At 57.5% G+C, this 16325-nt stretch carries 12 protein-coding genes, 1 pseudogene and 1 riboswitch; of the genes and pseudogenes, 3 read left to right on the forward strand and 10 right to left on the reverse strand.

Annotated features, from left to right (window positions below; translation table 11 throughout):
• Positions 1 to 1188 (reverse strand): MATE family efflux transporter (locus tag QVO43_RS02045; protein WP_288174335.1); only part of this gene is annotated, 1188 nt, incomplete at its 3' end.
• A 363-nt stretch (positions 1189 to 1551) separates the two neighbouring features.
• On the opposite strand from QVO43_RS02045, the gene QVO43_RS02050 reads away from it, so the two are divergent.
• Positions 1552 to 1974, forward strand: coding sequence for a GNAT family N-acetyltransferase (locus QVO43_RS02050; RefSeq protein WP_022486949.1), 423 nt, complete (start codon positions 1552 to 1554; stop codon positions 1972 to 1974).
• A 35-nt stretch (positions 1975 to 2009) separates the two neighbouring features.
• A complete protein-coding gene (locus QVO43_RS02055) occupies positions 2010 to 2918 on the forward strand; it encodes a sensor domain-containing diguanylate cyclase (RefSeq protein WP_022486950.1) in 909 nt (302 codons plus the stop codon).
• A 41-nt stretch (positions 2919 to 2959) separates the two neighbouring features.
• Here QVO43_RS02055 and QVO43_RS02060 read toward each other — a convergent pair whose 3' ends face one another.
• From QVO43_RS02060 to QVO43_RS02080, 5 genes and pseudogenes are all read right to left on the reverse strand, one after another.
• Positions 2960 to 4336, reverse strand: coding sequence for an MATE family efflux transporter (locus QVO43_RS02060; protein ID WP_022486951.1), 1377 nt, complete (start codon positions 4334 to 4336; stop codon positions 2960 to 2962).
• Between the two features lie 27 nt (positions 4337 to 4363).
• The gene (locus QVO43_RS02065) at positions 4364 to 6613 is read right to left on the reverse strand and encodes a DEAD/DEAH box helicase (RefSeq protein WP_022486952.1); all 2250 of its coding nucleotides are present in this window, start codon (positions 6611 to 6613) and stop codon (positions 4364 to 4366) included.
• A 12-nt stretch (positions 6614 to 6625) separates the two neighbouring features.
• Positions 6626 to 7945, reverse strand: a pseudogene (locus tag QVO43_RS02070) (ATP-binding protein).
• Complete coding sequence (locus QVO43_RS02075; protein ID WP_022486955.1) at positions 7942 to 9534, reverse strand: TerB N-terminal domain-containing protein; 1593 nt, start codon at positions 9532 to 9534, stop codon at positions 7942 to 7944. The pseudogene QVO43_RS02070 and the gene QVO43_RS02075 overlap by 4 nt, the downstream one beginning before the upstream one ends.
• Before the next feature lie 127 nt (positions 9535 to 9661).
• Positions 9662 to 10525, reverse strand: a complete 864-nt coding sequence (locus tag QVO43_RS02080) for a pyridoxamine kinase (RefSeq protein WP_022486956.1) — start codon at positions 10523 to 10525, stop codon at positions 9662 to 9664.
• A 199-nt stretch (positions 10526 to 10724) separates the two neighbouring features.
• Between QVO43_RS02080 and QVO43_RS02085 the strand changes: the two genes are divergently transcribed.
• Positions 10725 to 11918, forward strand: a complete 1194-nt coding sequence (locus QVO43_RS02085) for an anaerobic nitric oxide reductase flavorubredoxin (protein WP_022486957.1) — start codon at positions 10725 to 10727, stop codon at positions 11916 to 11918.
• A gap of 279 nt (positions 11919 to 12197) precedes the next feature.
• On the opposite strand, the gene QVO43_RS02090 is transcribed toward QVO43_RS02085, so the two are convergent.
• From QVO43_RS02090 to QVO43_RS02105, 4 genes are read right to left on the reverse strand one after another with little or no spacing between them, the layout of a single operon-like run.
• Positions 12198 to 12851 (reverse strand): hypothetical protein, encoded by a 654-nt coding sequence (locus QVO43_RS02090; RefSeq protein ID WP_022486958.1) that lies wholly within the window; start codon positions 12849 to 12851, stop codon positions 12198 to 12200.
• Between the two features lie 33 nt (positions 12852 to 12884).
• Complete coding sequence (locus tag QVO43_RS02095) at positions 12885 to 13790, reverse strand: RluA family pseudouridine synthase (protein WP_022486959.1); 906 nt, start codon at positions 13788 to 13790, stop codon at positions 12885 to 12887.
• 1 nt (position 13791) lies between these two features.
• Entirely contained in the window at positions 13792 to 15123 is a 1332-nt protein-coding gene (locus QVO43_RS02100; RefSeq protein ID WP_022486960.1) for a M20/M25/M40 family metallo-hydrolase, read from the reverse strand.
• Positions 15124 to 15144: 21 nt separating this feature from the next.
• Entirely contained in the window at positions 15145 to 15966 is an 822-nt protein-coding gene (locus QVO43_RS02105) for a MetQ/NlpA family ABC transporter substrate-binding protein (RefSeq protein WP_022486961.1), read from the reverse strand.
• An 87-nt stretch (positions 15967 to 16053) separates the two neighbouring features.
• Positions 16054 to 16153, reverse strand: a riboswitch (SAM riboswitch).
• Positions 16154 to 16325: the final 172 nt, after the last annotated feature.

Consider the following 16325-nt stretch of genomic DNA (forward strand, 5'->3'; position numbering starts at 1 on the left):
CACGATGCTCACCAGCATGGCCAGGGCCGGGGTCAGGGAGTTGCCGAACCCCCGCATGGAGGCGGACAGGCTTTCGTAAATCGTTGACAGGAAATAGAATCCGATGATCAGATGGATCCGCATGACCCCCAGATCCACCGCTTCCTGCTCCAGTCCGAAGATCTCCAGGAAGGGCCGGGCCACCAGGAACACCAGACCGATCAAAACGCAGGTGAACAGGAAGTTCAACGTCAGGCCCCGGCCCAGCACCTTCCGGCACCGTTTCAGGTTCCCCGCCCCGAAGTTCTGGCTGGTAAAGGTGGTAATGGCCTGGCCAAAGGCGATGATAAAGGGATAGGTGTTGATTTCCAGCACATAGGCCGCAGCCGAAGCCGCCATGGCCAGGGCCCCTTCGCTGTTGATGGCGGACTGGATCACCATATTGGACAGATTGAACACCATGCCCTGGATCCCGGCAGGCACCCCCACCCGGAGGATTTCCCGGATGTCATCCAGCCGCAAACGGATGGCTCCCGGATAAAAATGGAGCACCCCGTGTCCATACCGGAGCATCCGCAGCAGCAGCCCGGAACTGACGTAATTGGACACGGCGGTAGCCACCACCACCCCGGCCAGCCCGAACCCCAGGAACACTGCCAGGAAATTCCCTGCAATATTCACCAGGCTGGCGGTGATAAGGGACAGCAGCGGGGTCCGCACATTCCCGTGGCTCCGGTATACGGCGGACAAAAAGTCGTAGAGAGTCATCCCCGGCATGCCCAGCAGATAGATCCGCAGGTAAAATTCCGAAGCAGCCCGGACCTCTTCCGGCACGCCCATCCAGACCATGAGAGGTCCGGCCAGGATTTCCCCCACCACCAGGATGAACAGCCCGGTCAGAAGGGCCATGAGCACGGTGGTGTGGATGGCCTGGGAGGCTTCCTTCAGCCGCCTTCCTCCCAGCCGCCGGGCAATGAGCACATTGGCCCCCAGGGAAATCCCCAGGAACAGATTGACCATGACCCCGATCACCGGAGCATTGTTCCCCACTGCCGCCAGGGCCTCCTTCCCTACAAAGCGGCCCAGGACCATAATGTCCGCCGTATTGAACATCTGTTGGAGGATCCCGATAAAAGCCACCGGGATGGCAAACTGGAACAAAGGCTTTGTCAAAGAGCCTTCCAGCATGTTGATTTGCGAAGCAGCCAAGGCATTGATTCCTCTCTTTCTTGTATCATAGCATTTCTTCTATTATACACTGTACCTGGTAAAAGAAACAGACAGACGCCGTCAGTGGTATATGCCAAAATATCTTCCTATAAATTGTCTGTTCTGGTGTATAATAGAGGAATATTATTACTATTCCCGGCTGAATTTCCAGCTGACGGATCCGGTCCGGCTGCTGGATGAAGCCCTGGCCCGCCTGATTCTGGACGGACAAACCTGATGTTCCGGCAGAAAATCTACCAGCTGACCAGGGTACCCCGCAGGACTCCCCCGAAAATCTAACAAAGACAGAGGGCGGCAGCCACGGACGCCCGCAAAATCATCAATGAACAGGAGAATCTCATAATGAAATTTACCACCTACACCCAACTGCCTCCGGAGGCCAAGGCCCTCCGGGAAGAAGTCTTTTGCCAGGAACAGGGATTCCAGGAGGAATTCGACAGCCAGGATCAGGCCTCACATCACGGTCTCCTGTGGGATGACCAGGGAGAAGCCGTGGGTGTCTGCCGTTTCTTCCCCGGCGAGGAACCGGGAATCTGGATCCTGGGACGGATTGCCGTAAAAAAGCGGTTCCGTGGCAAAGGCGCCGGCAGCCTTCTGGTAAAAGGCACCGAGGCAGCCGTAAAGGAACTGGGAGGAACGGAAATCCGTCTCCACGCCCAGGTCCGGGCTGAACATTTCTATGAGACCCTGGGGTATCGGGCCTATGGACCGGTGGAACCGGATGAAGGAGTCCCCCACCAGTGGATGAAGAAGCAACTGGAATAAAGACTGTTCCATGTTTTGGAAAGGAGAATGTGTGTATGATCCAGGATAAAGATTTCCGACAGCTGGCGGAGCTTTCACCTTTCGGCACCTATATGGTGACCCCGGACCGGACCATCGTCTATTGGAACCGGGCGGCGGAACAGATTACCGGCTACAGGGCGGAAGAAATGATCGGTATCCGCTGTCCGGAGACAAAGCTGGATCATATGGATGAAAATGGCCGGCCTCTGTGCAGGACCTACTGTCCCCTGTTGGCCTCCATGGACCAGAAAAAGCCCCTGTCCAAAAAGCTGGTTTTCACCCATAAAGACGGAACCATGAGGGTGATCCAGGCCCATTTTGTGCCTCTCACCGATGGACAGGGGAAGATCCTGATGGTGGCAGAAATCTTTGAGGAAGTAAGCCTGCTGGACCGGGGAACCCTGATCGTCCAGAACCTGTATTCCCTGGCCTATCACGATGCCCTCACCGGGCTGCCCAACCGGATGTTCCTGGATACCCTGCTGAAAATGCGTTTTTCGGAGTACCATCGGCTCCATCGGCTGTTTGCGGTGCTGTTTGCGGATATCGACCATTTCCACGATTTCAACGGAAAGTATGGTCACCCGGCTGGGGACCGGATGCTGAAGGCCTTTGCCCACGCCGCCACCCACTCCATCCGGTCCACAGATACCCTGGGCCGCTGGGGCGGGGAGGAATTCATCGGGATCTACCCCATCAAGAACAGATCGGACATCATCCCCATTGCCAACCGGTTCCAGAAAATGGTGGAACAGTCCTTCATCCACCACGAAGAACATCCCCTCCACATTACCATGAGCGTGGGAATCACCGCAGTGCAGGAAGGCGACACCCCGGAATCCATCATCCAGCGGGCGGACGATTACATGTATGAAGCCAAGAAAAAAGGACGGAATACCATTGTGCATGATGAAGTGGAATGACAAGGGGGTGTGAAAAAATTCACACCCCCGTTATCTGCCTTTTATCTCCCTGCCAGGGCCGACTTTACAATATACTTCCTGCACTGCCAGTACACCACAGCCAGCACCGCGGTGGCTATGATCCAGCTCACCGGGTAGGCCTGGATCAGGGTCAGGTAATCCCGGTGGCTGGCGAACACGGTGTAGATCCACACCAACCGGACCCCGCAGATGCCGATCAGGGCCACAATGGCCGGGGGCAGGGAATAGCCGTAGCCCCGGAGAGCTCCGGAGAGGATATCCATGGCCCCGTTAAGGTAAAGGGTATCCCCCACCCACCAAAGCCGCAGCACCCCCAGCCGGATCACCTGGGGATCCGGGTTGAAGAATCCGATTACATGCTCCCCGAACAGCAGGATGGGCACGGTGATGCACAGCAGGAACAGCCCTTCCACCCAGAAGGCCGCCTTGGTGGTGGCAAAGCACCGGCTCAGCTTCCGTGCCCCGTAGTTCTGGCCTACAAAGGTGGTGGTGGCCTGGCTGAACCCGTTTACGAAGCAGTAGATGTTGAATTCGATGATTACGGAAGCGGCAGCCGCCGCCATGGCCGCGGTGCCCAGGCTGTTGATGGAAGACTGAATCACCACATTGCTCATGGCAAAGACCATGCCCTGGATCCCGGCAGGGAGCCCGATATGGAGGATTTTCCCCATTTCATGGCCGTTCAGCCGCATCTTGTGCCGCTGGAGCTGGATGGGCTGAGGGGTCCGGCACAGCAGCACGAACAGGATCCCGGAATTCACCGCAAAGGACAGTACCGTGGCGCTGACCACCCCGGTAATCCCCCAGTCGAACACGGTTACAGACAAAAGGTCCAGGGTGATGTTCAGGAGATTGGCCGCCACCAGGCTGTAGAGCGGGGTCTTCCCGTCTCCGCAGCTGCGGAAAATGGCCGCTTCGAAGTTGTACAAAGTCAAAAAAGGCATCCCCAAAAGGAAAATCCGCAGATAGGTGGCCGCCAGATCGTGGACCTCTTCCGGCACCGCCAGGATCTTCAGGGCCGGATGGGCGATCAGTTCCCCCACCGCCGTCAGCAGCACCCCCAGGCCCAGGGCCATGACAATGGCGGTCTGGACAGTCTCTTCCACTTTTTCCTGCTTCCCGGCTCCCAGATACTGGGCAATGGTTACATTGGCCCCCAGGGAGATCCCGATCAACAGGGTCACCAGGAGGCCGATCACCGGCATGTTGTTCCCTACGGCTGCCATGGCGTCCTTCCCTACAAAATGCCCCAGCAGGAACACATCTGCGCTGTTGAACAGCTGCTCAAAGAGCCCCATGAGCCCGATGGGCATGGCAAAATAGAACAGTTTGTCTGCAATGGAGCCATGGAGCATGTCCAGGCCCGGTTTATGGGCCGACTTCTTGGTTTCTGTCATGATTTCTTCCCTTTCCCCACAAATTCATCATTCTGTCATTCCATGCCCTGTGTGGCTCCACTCCCGGACCCGTTTCCGCACGTCTTCCAGGTTCAGGACCCCCAGGGCAAAGCCTTTTTTCACCAGTTCTTCCGGCAGATATTCATCATACTTGTCAAAAAGCGGCACCTCATGGGGGTAGACCAGTTCCAGGGGATCGATTTCCTTCTGGATTTCTTCCTCCACCACCTGGAAAAAAGTCTCCTCGTCCGCTTCCATGGTAAACTGCATAAAGAAGGGACGGAAGGGATCCAGCTTCTTCAGCCCCAGTTTTTGGGCGCATTTCAGGTTCAGGAACCGTTCCAGGGCCAAAAAGCCATAGCTCCCCAGCCAGGGCAGAAGGCACCACATCTTCCCGCCCAACTGGATCAGAGGCTTTTCCGCCGCGCCCGAGGCTTTGGCGGTGAACCGGGCCTGCTGGAGCCGGGCCACGGCGTTTTTCATCAGATAAGGATAGGACCGGTCCTCCCGGAGCACCTGGCGCATCCTCTCCAGCACTTTGGTATGGATATCCCCGGGACATTCTCCAAAATAAGCGGGCACTTTTCCCTTAACCAGTTCGCAGTAGATCACATGGCGTTTCCGGTCCACTTCCAATACCCGCCACACATGACCGGCCAGGGCAATCTTTTCTCCCGGAGGAGGGGGCGCCACCACGGTGCCCAGTTCCTGGGAATCGCACCGGACGGTGAACTCCTCGTTTTCCTGGAACACCCCGTAAAATTTGAAGGAGCTGATCACCCGTTCCCCGGCCAGGCCCACGATCAGGCCCCCCTGTTCGGTCCTTGCAATATGGTCTTCGGCGATCAGATACCGGAGGAGCACCTTGTAATCTTCCTGGGTGATCCGGTGGAAATAGCTGAGCCGGAGCACCCGGTCCGCCAGAGCCGCCGGAGACATTTCCCCATTGCTGGCCAGGACGCTCATGGTCTGGTGGTACAAAAGGCTGTAGGGCAGCCGGTCCAGCCGGGGCGGTTCCACCCATTTTTCCTCCAGGTACAGCTGGATCAGGGCGATTCCCTGAAGCAGCTTCCAGGGGATGGTGGCCGGCAGCATAGCCCGGATCTCCGGCTCGTCCTCCCGGATCACGAACCACATTTCCGGAGGCAGGTCCCTCCGGCCCGTCCGTCCCATCCGCTGGAGGAAGGAAGACACCGTCCAGGGCGCATCGATCTGAAAGGCCCGCTCCAGCCGGCCGATGTCGATGCCCAGTTCCAGGGTGGACGTGGTGACGGTGGTCAGGTTCCGGCTCTCGTCCTTCATCAGTTCTTCCGCTGTTTCCCGGTAGGAGGCGGACAGATTCCCGTGGTGGATCAAAAACCGGTCCGGCTCATGGTTCAGCTCGCAGTACTGCCGGAGGCTGGTGGTGACCCCTTCACATTCTTCCCGGGAATTCACGAACACCAGGCACTTTTTCCCCCGGGTGTGCTCGAAGATGTATCCCAGTCCCGGGTCCGCCTGGGCCGGAGCCTGGTCGGTCTTCACATCCAGTGCCGGCAGGGCCTGGAGGTCCGCCCGGTCCTCCCCGGCCTGGGCGTCTTTCACGTAAAAATGTTCCATGGACAGCCGCCATTTGGTCCCCGGGGCCTTCACCTGGGGGATCAGGGTCTTCCGGCCCGTGCCCAGGCTCAGGAATTCCCCCACCTTTTCCGGATCCCCCAGGGTGGCCGACAGCCCGATCCGCCGGGGATTCACCCCGGCCAGCCGGGACAGCCGCTGGATCAGGCACAGGGTCTGGCCTCCCCGGTCCCCCCGGAGCAGGGAATGGACTTCATCGATGACCACGAACCGCAGATCCCCGAACAGCCGGGGAATGGCCATGTGTTTGTGGAGCAGCAGGGCTTCCAGGGATTCCGGGGTAATCTGGAGGATCCCGGAAGGATGCTTCATCATTTTGGCCTTGTGGGACTGGGAAACGTCCCCATGCCAGTGCCACACCGGGATGCCCCCTTCTTCACAGAGAGGCTGGAGCCGGAGGAACTGGTCATTGATCAGGGCCTTGAGAGGACCGATGTAGATGCACCCCACGCTTTTGGGCGGATTCTGGGCAAACAGGGACAGGATGGGAAAGAAGGCCGCCTCGGTCTTCCCGGAGGCGGTGGAAGCAGTAAGCAGCAGGTTCTGGTCCGTGTTCAGCAGCACATCTCCGGCCGCCACCTGGATGGGCCGCAGTTCCGACCACCCCTGGCTGTAGATGAAATCCTGGACAAAAGGTGCATACCGGTCAAAGATATTCATGGCAATCCTTTCTTATACGGTGAACTCCGCAAATTCCGGAGCGGTTTCCTCCCCTTCCACGGCGTTCTGGGCATACTGGAAGCTGTCGGACTGGAGCAGGGCTTCCACCTTCAGTTCCGGATGCTGGTACAGGATGTCCAGCACCTCGATGAAGTCCCGGATTACTTCCCGGGGAGTGATGTGGGAATCCGCCCCGATCCGCTGGAATTCGATCCGGATGAAGGCCACCAGATCTTCCTGGGTCACTTTCGGGGCATAGCCGTAGAGCACCCCGTGGATCTCCGCCAGTTTTTCCACCAGCACCAGCATTTCGTCGCTGGTAAGAGGCTGGAGCCGGATCACCGGTGCCAGCAGGTCCTTGTGTTCTCCGGCAAAATGGCCTTCCGCCAGCCGGGACCGGAGGGCCTCATAGCTGTACACTCCCCGCCGGGGGTCTTCCATACACTGGGGAGTGCCTCCCATGATGATGCCCAGGTAGTGGGCCTTTCCCTGGAGGGTATCGTTGTACATGGTGAGAATCTTTTCGTAGTTGTACTGCCGGGTGATGGCATGGGGAATCTTGTAGATGTTCACCAGTTCGTCGATGCACACCAGGAGCCCGGCGTAACCGGCCTGCTTCAGGAACAGAGCGAAGATCTTCAGATATTCATACCAGTCTTCATCGGAGATGATGATGTTCACTCCCAGTTCCTGGCGGGCTTCGGTCTTGGTATGGAATTCTCCCCGGAACCACTGGATCACCTTTGCCTTGGTGGCTTCGTCCCCTTGACGATAGGACCGGTAGTACAAAGTCAGCAGCCGGGCAAAATCGAACCCGTGGACCATTTCATTGAGGGCCTGGATCACCTGGCCGATTTTCTGTTCCACCAGGGTATTCAGCCGGCCGTCTGTAAGGGCCAGGCCCGTTTCCGTCACCACCTGCTGCTGGATCTGGTTGATCCACCGGTCCAGGATCAAAGGCAGGGCGCCTCCTTCGGGACGGGTCCTGGTGGCCATGTTCCGGACCAGTTCCCGTTAGGTGGCCAGTCCCTGTCCTTTGGTGCCCTGGAGCCGCCGTTCCGGGGACAGGTCGGCGTCCACCACCACGAAATCCTTTTCCATTACATAGTTCCGGAGGGTCTGGAGCAGGAAACTTTTCCCGCTGCCGTACCGGCCCACAATGAACCGGAAAGAAGCGCCCCCGTCGGCAATCACGTCCACATCGTGGAGCAGGGCGTCGATTTCGTTCTTCCGGCCTACGGTAATGTAAGGCAGCCCGATCCGGGGCACCACGCCCCCTTTCAGGGAGCTGATAAGGGTCCGGGCAATCCGTTTGGGTATCTTCAGCGTCATGGTTCTATCGTTCCTTTCAGGTCATCCGCATAATCTTCGATCACAGAAGGCGGGTCCCCGGCTTCCAGCACCGTATCCCCGAATTCTTTGTAACATTTTTCGTTGATGCTGTCTGTTAAAATAGAAGGCATCAGCCCCTTGGCCCCGGTCCAGGAGGTGTCTTCCCCATAGAGCAGGTCGTGGAGGTAGCGGTATTCCTCTTCTGTCAGATTCCAGGGCCGGGCCGGTTCGGCCGGTTCCGGGGATGCTTCTCCAGAGGCCGGAGAGATTTTGCCGGATTCCGGTCTTTGTCCTGCAGCTTCCTGACCGGAAACTGCCGGGGCCGGAGCCATTTCCGGAGGTTCCGGAGCCTTTTGTGCTGCCGGGGCTTCCGTTCTGTCCTCCAGGGAAGGCAGAGCTTCCTCCCGCCGTTCCTCTTCCGTCATCAGTCTGTCCCGGGTCACCGCTGCATCCTGGCGGATCTGGTCCAGCTGATCCAGATGGAACACCACTTTCCGTTTTTCCGCTTCCTTCTGTTCCTTCCGGTCCTCTTCCACCCCCTGGTGGACCAGTCGGGTGAGCCATTTGTAGGACAGGGGCTGCTGGAGGGGCTGAGGGAAGTCCAGTTCCTCCCGGAGGAGGCCGTCCAGGGTCTTCATCAGTTTTCCCAGCTTCCGGAGCTGTTTGGAGGTGTACACGTAATGGCGGAAGGTCCAGATGCCCTTTCGGTCATGGTAGATGCACAGGGGATTCACCACCACCGTGAAATCCCGTTTGTCCTCCTTCCGGAGGAATACGGCGTTGGCAAACAGCTCCAGCCATTCGTAGCCGGGCCCTCCCACATGTTCCTCCAAAAAAGATTTTTTCCGGTGGGTCTTCCAGTACCCCTGGATCATCCGGTAGATCCGGCCCAAAAGCCGCACGGTGTCTTCCGGTTTCTGTTTGTACAGTTTGGACCGACTCATATGGTAGGTGGAAAAAAGGTCCAGGGCGTCGAAGAGTTCCTGGTCCGTGGCATTTTCCCAGTCATCCAGCACCAGATAGGCTTCATCCTGCCGGTTCCGCTGGGTTTCCGGCAGCAGGGCGGAATTCAGCTGGTAATACAGCACGTAATCCCGGAGCCACTGGTGGAGATAGGGCAGGATCCGGTCGTCCAGGAGGCCGTAGGTTTCCCCGAAAGCCTTCAGCTTTTCATAGCCGTCCTCGGGATTTTCCACCCCGATCTGGTTCAGCAGTTCGTATATATAAAGGAAAGCATAGGTCAGAGAGGTCCGTTCCAGCTGCTGATGCCGGAGCCGGGTCCGCCAGCCGAAATACCCCCGGAGCTCTTTGTCCGTAAGCACCCGGTAGGTGGGATAGTAATGGAGCACCGGCAGGTCGTACACTGTGTCATCCTCGTAATCCGCCGCCAGTTTCCCCTGGCGGACGAACAGTTCCGGAGTGGTCTCATACCGGCTGGAGTCGTCCTTTTCCATGGCCCGGAGCTGCTGGAGCAAAGGGGGCAGCGGTTCGGGCGGGGTCCGGGGCTTGATGGGCTCTGAAGCATACATTTTCTGGAGCAGCCGGAAACTGGCCTCCTTCTCCTCCGGTGTCTTCTTCACAAATTCCATGCCCCTCCCCCTTTCTCCCAACTGGAAAGAATTTCAGCCAAAAGCAAACATTTTTTCACCAATCTTTATTATAAACCGAAAGAGGAGGCTGTTGCAAGAGCAACAGCCTCCTCTTTCCTTCACTCCCTTACGCCATGCAGGTGGTGCAGTTCTTGGACTGGGGGAACAGCAGCTTCCACAGGCATCCTTCCAGGACCACCCCTTCTTTGGGGTCGGTACCGGCTTTGAGAGTGGTGTCGATGACATAGCTGACAAAATCCGCCGCTTCCTGGACGCACCGGTTCAGATCTTTGCCATTGAGCACATAGCCCAAAAGGGTGCTGGTGAACACATCTCCTGTACCGCAGGTGGCAAAGGGCAGCTTCTTCACTTCATAGGCTTCCGGGAACAGCTGGTTGGGTTCACTGCTGACGATTTTCAGATGGTCCTTATCGCAGGGCACGCTGGTGATCACCACCTGTTTGGGTCCCAGGGCCAGCAGCTTGTCGCAGAGGGCTTCCAGCTCATCGTCAGTGGGGGCTGCGTCTTTCCAGGGCGTATCTGTCAAGAGGCAGGCTTCCGTATAGTTGGGGGTAATCAGAGTGGCATGGGCCACCAGTTTCTTCATGGCTTCCACCATGGAAGCATCGAACACCGGGTACAGCTTCCCGTCGTCCCCCATGGCCGGGTCCACCACGGCGATCCGGTCTTCCCCGGCAAAGTCCTCGATGGCAGCGATTACCTGTTCCACCTGGGCAGGCCCTGCCAAAAAGCCGCTGTAGACTGCATCAAAAGAGAGCCCCAGCTGCTTCCACTGGTCCCGGTACCCGGCCATCAGGTCCGTCAGATCCCGGGAAACGAATTTCCCGTAAGTCAGGTTGTTGCTGTACAGAGCCGTAGGAAACGGGCACACCTGGTGTCCCATGGCGGACAGTACAGGCATGGCCGCCGTCAGGGAACAGCGCCCAAAAGAACAAAGGTCATGGATGGCCAGAACACGTTTGATTTTCATGGAAATACCACCTTTCAATTGCAGAAAATTGGACACGGGCAAATGGACAAGTATTATCTGTATTGTACCCCATATGAGCCAGAGATGCCAGAGGGGGTTGCTGCTCTTTTATTTGTTGTACTGACAACGGATTTTCCCGGTTATTCCATGTATACTTGAACCATGGAAAAACAGACTGCTGCCAAAGGAGATGTTTCATATGGGAAAGAAAATTACGGATAAAGTCACCTGGGTTGGGAAAATCGACTGGGAACTGACGGAGTTCCATGGCCATGAATATTCTACAGAAAAAGGCTCCTCCTACAATTCCTATCTGATCCGGGGAGATCAGAAGACGGTGCTGATGGACACGGTCTGGAAGCCTTTTGATGAAGAATTCGTGGCCAATCTGAAACAGGAAATCGACCTGAAGGCCATTGATTATATTGTGATGAACCACAACGAAAACGACCACAGCGGTGCCCTGCCGGCCCTGATGCGGGAAATCCCCGATACCCCCATCTACTGCACCAAGAAAGGGGAAGCCATCCTCCGGGGGCTGTACCATCAGGACTGGAATTACGTCACCGTGAAGACCGGGGACACCCTGGACCTGGGAGGCACTCAGCTGGTGTTCATCGAAGCTCCCATGCTCCACTGGCCGGACACCATGTTCACCTACATGACCGGGGAGAACATCCTGTTCAGCAACGACGGATTCGGCCAGCACTACGCCAGCGAAACCCTGTTCAATGATGCAGTGGACAAGGGGGAACTGTACCGGGAAGCCATGAAGTATTACGCCAACATCCTGAACCTGTACAGCCCCATGGTCACCCGGAAGATCGCCGAGATCCTCAAGATGGGCGTGCCGGTAAGCATGATCTGCCCCAGCCACGGGGTAATCTGGCGGGATGATCCCCTGCAGATCGTCAAGGCCTACCAGGAATGGGCCCAGAATTACCAGGAAAACCAGGTGACCCTGATTTACGACACCATGTGGAATTCCACCCGGCGGATGGCGGAATGCATCGCCGAAGGCCTGATGGAAGCGGACCCCACCCTGAAGGTGAAGATCTACAACTCTGCAGTGGATGACAAAAACGACATCGTGACGGAAGTGTTCAAATCCAAGGCCATCCTGGTAGGGTCCCCCACCATCAATTACGGGTTCCTGTATTCCATCGGAGGCATTATGGAAATGATCCGGGGCCTGAAGTTCAAGAACAAAAAGGCCGCTGCTTTCGGCAGCTACGGCTGGAGCGGAGAAGCAGTGAAACAGATCACGGAACTGCTGGGCGGTGCCGGGTTCCAGGTGGTCAACGAAGGGCTCCGGTGCCAGTGGGCCCCGGACCAGGCCAGCCAGGAGCTGTGCCGGAAGTACGGAAGAGAATTTGCGGAAGCGGTGAAATAAAATACGAAGGGGGTGTGAAAAAATTCACACCCCCGGTCACTGGTCTCTTGTCACTGGTCACCGGACGAAGGAAGGCAGCCGGTTCCGGAGCCGCGGCAGAAGCCAGACCGCCATGGGTTTCCCGGAAGGGATTGGCTTTGGCCGGTCCATAGTTTTCAATTCTGTCAAGCCTCCTGCCTATGTACTGCACCTTTTTATTTATAGCAAAAAACCTGCCCTGTCAACACAGGTGCAGGTTTTGTTATGGTTTGTTCAAGAAGTTGACGCAAACGGCCGTTTCTATTTCAAATTTTTGGTACGCGTAGGATCGATGATGAACCCGCTGCCGCTGGGAGAGGGGCCCACGTAGCCTTTGACATTGTTAAAGACGGTCTCTCCTGAACCTACGGCACTTTTCCCCTGGCCGTTGAACAGCCCTTCCGTGATCCTTACCGTAGCTTTATTTTCCCCTGTAGATGCGTCATAATACGTTATGGTATTCTTTTGGTAATCTGCTGCCAGCTGACTGAATGTCACACCCTTGTTGGCCTCTGCGGAGTAATAGGAAAACACCGTTACCCCATCGGTTTGGACTCTGGCGAACCAGCCATCCCCTTCTTTGGTCTGGATGTTCAGCTTCCGGGCCAGTTCCTGTCCGGCGGCACTGTCCGAAGCAATTACCAGGGTTTTGGAAGGTTTCCCCTGGAGCACATCCGCCAGCCCCTCATACCGTCCCTGCCGGAGACGCTCGATGATATCTTTCGCCGTGGTGGCAGCAGGGAGTTTTTTCTTGGAAGCTTCTCCCAGAAGGGCACTGGCGTTGTTGAAGACGGAATTGATGGAGCTGGGCAGGCCTCCGTCGGCCGCATGGGAATAGACCATCCATCCCAAACCCACAATGATGGCAAGCATCAGGGCATATTCGATGATGTCCTGGCCTTTCTGTCGTCTCATTGTTTCCATCTCCTTTACGGTCTTATTAAGCAATTATAGCATATTTTGAGGGAGAAAGGCCGTACAAACCCGACTTCCTGCCAGCCCCCTCATATCCTCCGGCACCGGGGCCGTGAGGAACACTTCTTCTCCTGTCCTGGGGTGGCAGAACCGGACGGTCCAGGCGTGGAGGGCCTGGCGGGCAATCCTTGGGTCCCTAGTGCCGTACACCGGGTCCCCCACCAGAGGGTGCCCCTTGTGGGCGAAATGGACCCGGATCTGATGGGTCCTTCCGGTAAGGAGATGGATCTTCAGCACCGTATGGTCCCCTCTGTCAGCCAGGATCTCATAATCGGTCACTGCCGGCCGTCCGTCTTCCCGGACCATCCACCGGTCCACCCCTTCTGCCACCCGGCCGATGGGAAGGTGGATCCGGCCCCGGGGTTCTGCCAGATCCCCTTCACACACCGCCAGGTATTCCCGGTAGATTTCCTGGTGGCTGCGGGTGAGGGCGTGTTTGGCAAAAGCGGATTTGGCCACCAGCAGAAGGCCCGTGGTGTCCCGGTCCAGCCGGTACAGGGGATGGATGCCGCATTTCTGCCCCGACTGGCGGAAATACCCTCCCACCGCCTGGGCCAGGGTATCCCGGGCCCCGGACCAAGTGGGGTGGATCAGCATGCCGGCCGGCTTGTCCACCGCCAGCAGGTCCTCATCCTCGTACAAAATGGCAAGAGGCAGATGGACCGGGATCACCGCCGCCGTTTCTTCCCATTGGAAAACAAGCCGGTCCCCGGCCTCCAGCCTGTGAGAAGGACTGGAAACCGGGGATCCGTTCACGGTAATGGTGCCGTTCCATTTGATTTTCCGCCAGAGTTTTTCCGAAAGGTGCATGGGACCCCGGGCTGCCTGGCGGACGCAGCATCCGGCATGGTCCCGATCCACCTGATACGTCAGTTCCATATCAGTAAGACCGCAAAAATCCCTTGAAGAAGTCCACACTGGCCTTCAGGGCATCAGCGGGGATCTTTTCGTTCACCTGGTGGGCGGCGCCCCAGCGGCTGTCCCGGAGATACCCGGAGAACAGCATCACATTGTCGGCGATCCGCTTGTAATAGTGGCTGTCGGTGCCTCCCAGCATCAGGAAGGGCACCACGTCCACTTTTTCCCCGTACTGGTCCTTCAGCACCTTTTCCGCCACCTGGATCCCGTAACTCTGGGGATCGGAAGCGGGCAGCGGGTCTTTCCCGGACACATGGCGGATTTCCACCCCTTCCGGCAGGAACTGGCGGAAGTAATTTTCGCAGGATTCCACCGTATCCCCCTGGAGCACCCGGACGCTCATCTGGGCCGCCGCCCGGCTGGGCAGCACGTTGGGCTGTTTGCTGGCTTCGGCCATGGTAAAGGCGATGGTGGTGTGGAGCAGGGCATCCAGGGCCGGATCTTCCTGGGCCAACTGGCACAGTTCCTGCCAGTGGCCTTCCGGATCTTCATAGATGGCCCGGCGGCTGGCATCCTGGAGTTTGGCGCTTTTCTGGAGATGGGCCAGAGTCAGGGGAGTGAACCGGTATGGGAAAGGATGGGATTCGATGGCCACAATGGCTTTGGCCAGGGTCCCCAGGGCTGTCCCCTTCCCGGGACGGCTGGAATGGCCTCCGGGAGAGGTGGCGTAGATCTCGAAGTTCACCGGGGATTTTTCCGCCACTCCGATCTTGGCTTCCAGCTTGTCCCCCACCGGGAACAGGCCGCCCCCTTCGTCCACTACGGTGCCCAGCCGGACCCCCTTCTCTTCCAGGTGCCGGGTGAGCTTTTCCGCTCCGTCCACATCGTTTTCCAGGTATACTTCCTCACTGTAGCCCAGAGACAGGTACAGGTCGTAAGACGGCCGCCAGCCTTCTGCCAGCAGGGCTTCCACCGCTTCCATTTCCGCCAGCAGCTGGTGCTTGCAGTCGGTAGTGCCCCGGCCGCAGATGCAGCCGTCGATGATTTCGCCTCCGAAGGGATCGAATTTCCACTGGCCCCGGTCCCCTACTTCCACCACGTCCTGATGGGCCATGAGCAGAAGGGGCTTCTTTGCGCTGCCAGTGCCCTTCAGGTGGAACTGGAGGCCTGCCTGGCCCACTTCATCCAGCTCCATCAGGCGATAGATGTGGGGATAGAATTCCCGGAAGGCCTCATGGAGTTTTTCAAACTGGCTCCAGTCCACCTTGTCCACATTGGCGTTGGACACGGTGGCGCACTGGATGAACCGCTGGAGATGGGCGGCGTATTTCTGTTCTTCTTCCGTAAGCTTCATTGCCGTTCCCTTCTTTCTCAATTACCAGGCCGGTTCCAGGTTGCCTTTGCAGTTTTCCAGGATGTAGTCCTTCACCGGCTGGCTCTGGAAGATCTGGACGAATTTCTTGTAGGTGGGGTTGTCCTTGTCTTCTTCCCGGGCGGCGATGATGTTCACATAGGGGCTGGTGTTGTCTTCCTTGGCAATGGCCAGGTCCGTGGACAGACCGGCGGAGTTGGCATACCCGGCGTTGATGATGGAAGCGGCGGTGTCATCCAGGCTCCGGGGCAGCTGGGCAGCTTCCAGTTCCACAATCTGCAGGTGTTTCGGGTTTTCGGTGATGTCGTTGACGGTCAGTTCCGTGGGCTTCACATCCGGGTTCACTTTCAGGAGGCCCAGTTTGCTCAGCATCAGGATGGCCCGTCCTCCGTTGGAAGGATCGTTGGGGATGGCGATCTTGTCCCCGTCCTTGATGTCCGCCACGTTCTTGATCTTGGTGGAATACAGCCGCAGGGGAGCCAGGTAGGTCTTGCCGATGCTCACCAGTTTGGTGCCGTTCTTTTTGTTGAAGGCCAGCAGGAAGGGTTCATGCTGGAAGGAGTTCAGGTCGATGTCCTTCTGGGCCAGGGCCTGGTCCGGAGTCACATAGTCGGAGAAGGTCTTGATTTCCACCTTCAGCCCCTGTTTTTCCGCTTCCTTCTTTACCACTTCCATGACCTGTTCGGAATACCCAGGGGTGATCCCTACAGTGATGGTCTTCTTTTCCGCCGGGGCGGCCGCCTTTTTGTCGCTGCCGCAGCCGCTGACCAGGCTGGCCAGGGCCAGGACGGATACCGCTGCTGCAATCCATTTCTTCAGTTTCATGAACATCTCTCCTTTTCGCCTTCCCGAAAGCACCCAAAGAAAAACACCACCTGCTGGGCAGATGGTGTTTTCGATGACTGAGCTCGCTTTTCATCTGCCAGGGAATCCCTGTTGGAATTGGCACCTTCCCTTCCGGGGGTTGCCGCAGCTTCATAGGGCCAAATCCCTCTGCTGCTCTCGATGAAGGTATGTGATTTTGATGGTTCTGATTCTACACTACTTCACTAGGAAAGTCAAGGACTTTTTGTAACCTGATCAAGAACAGTTGCAGGTGACCGGCTCAAGTCTGGAGTCTGAAGTCTGGAGTCTGGAGCCGAATGTTAAATTTAAACCGTACCCCTTGTCAAGGACAGTTTCTA

This window comes from Acidaminococcus sp. CAG:542, assembly GCF_000437815.1.
In the GTDB taxonomy this organism is placed as follows: domain Bacteria; phylum Bacillota; class Negativicutes; order Acidaminococcales; family Acidaminococcaceae; genus Acidaminococcus.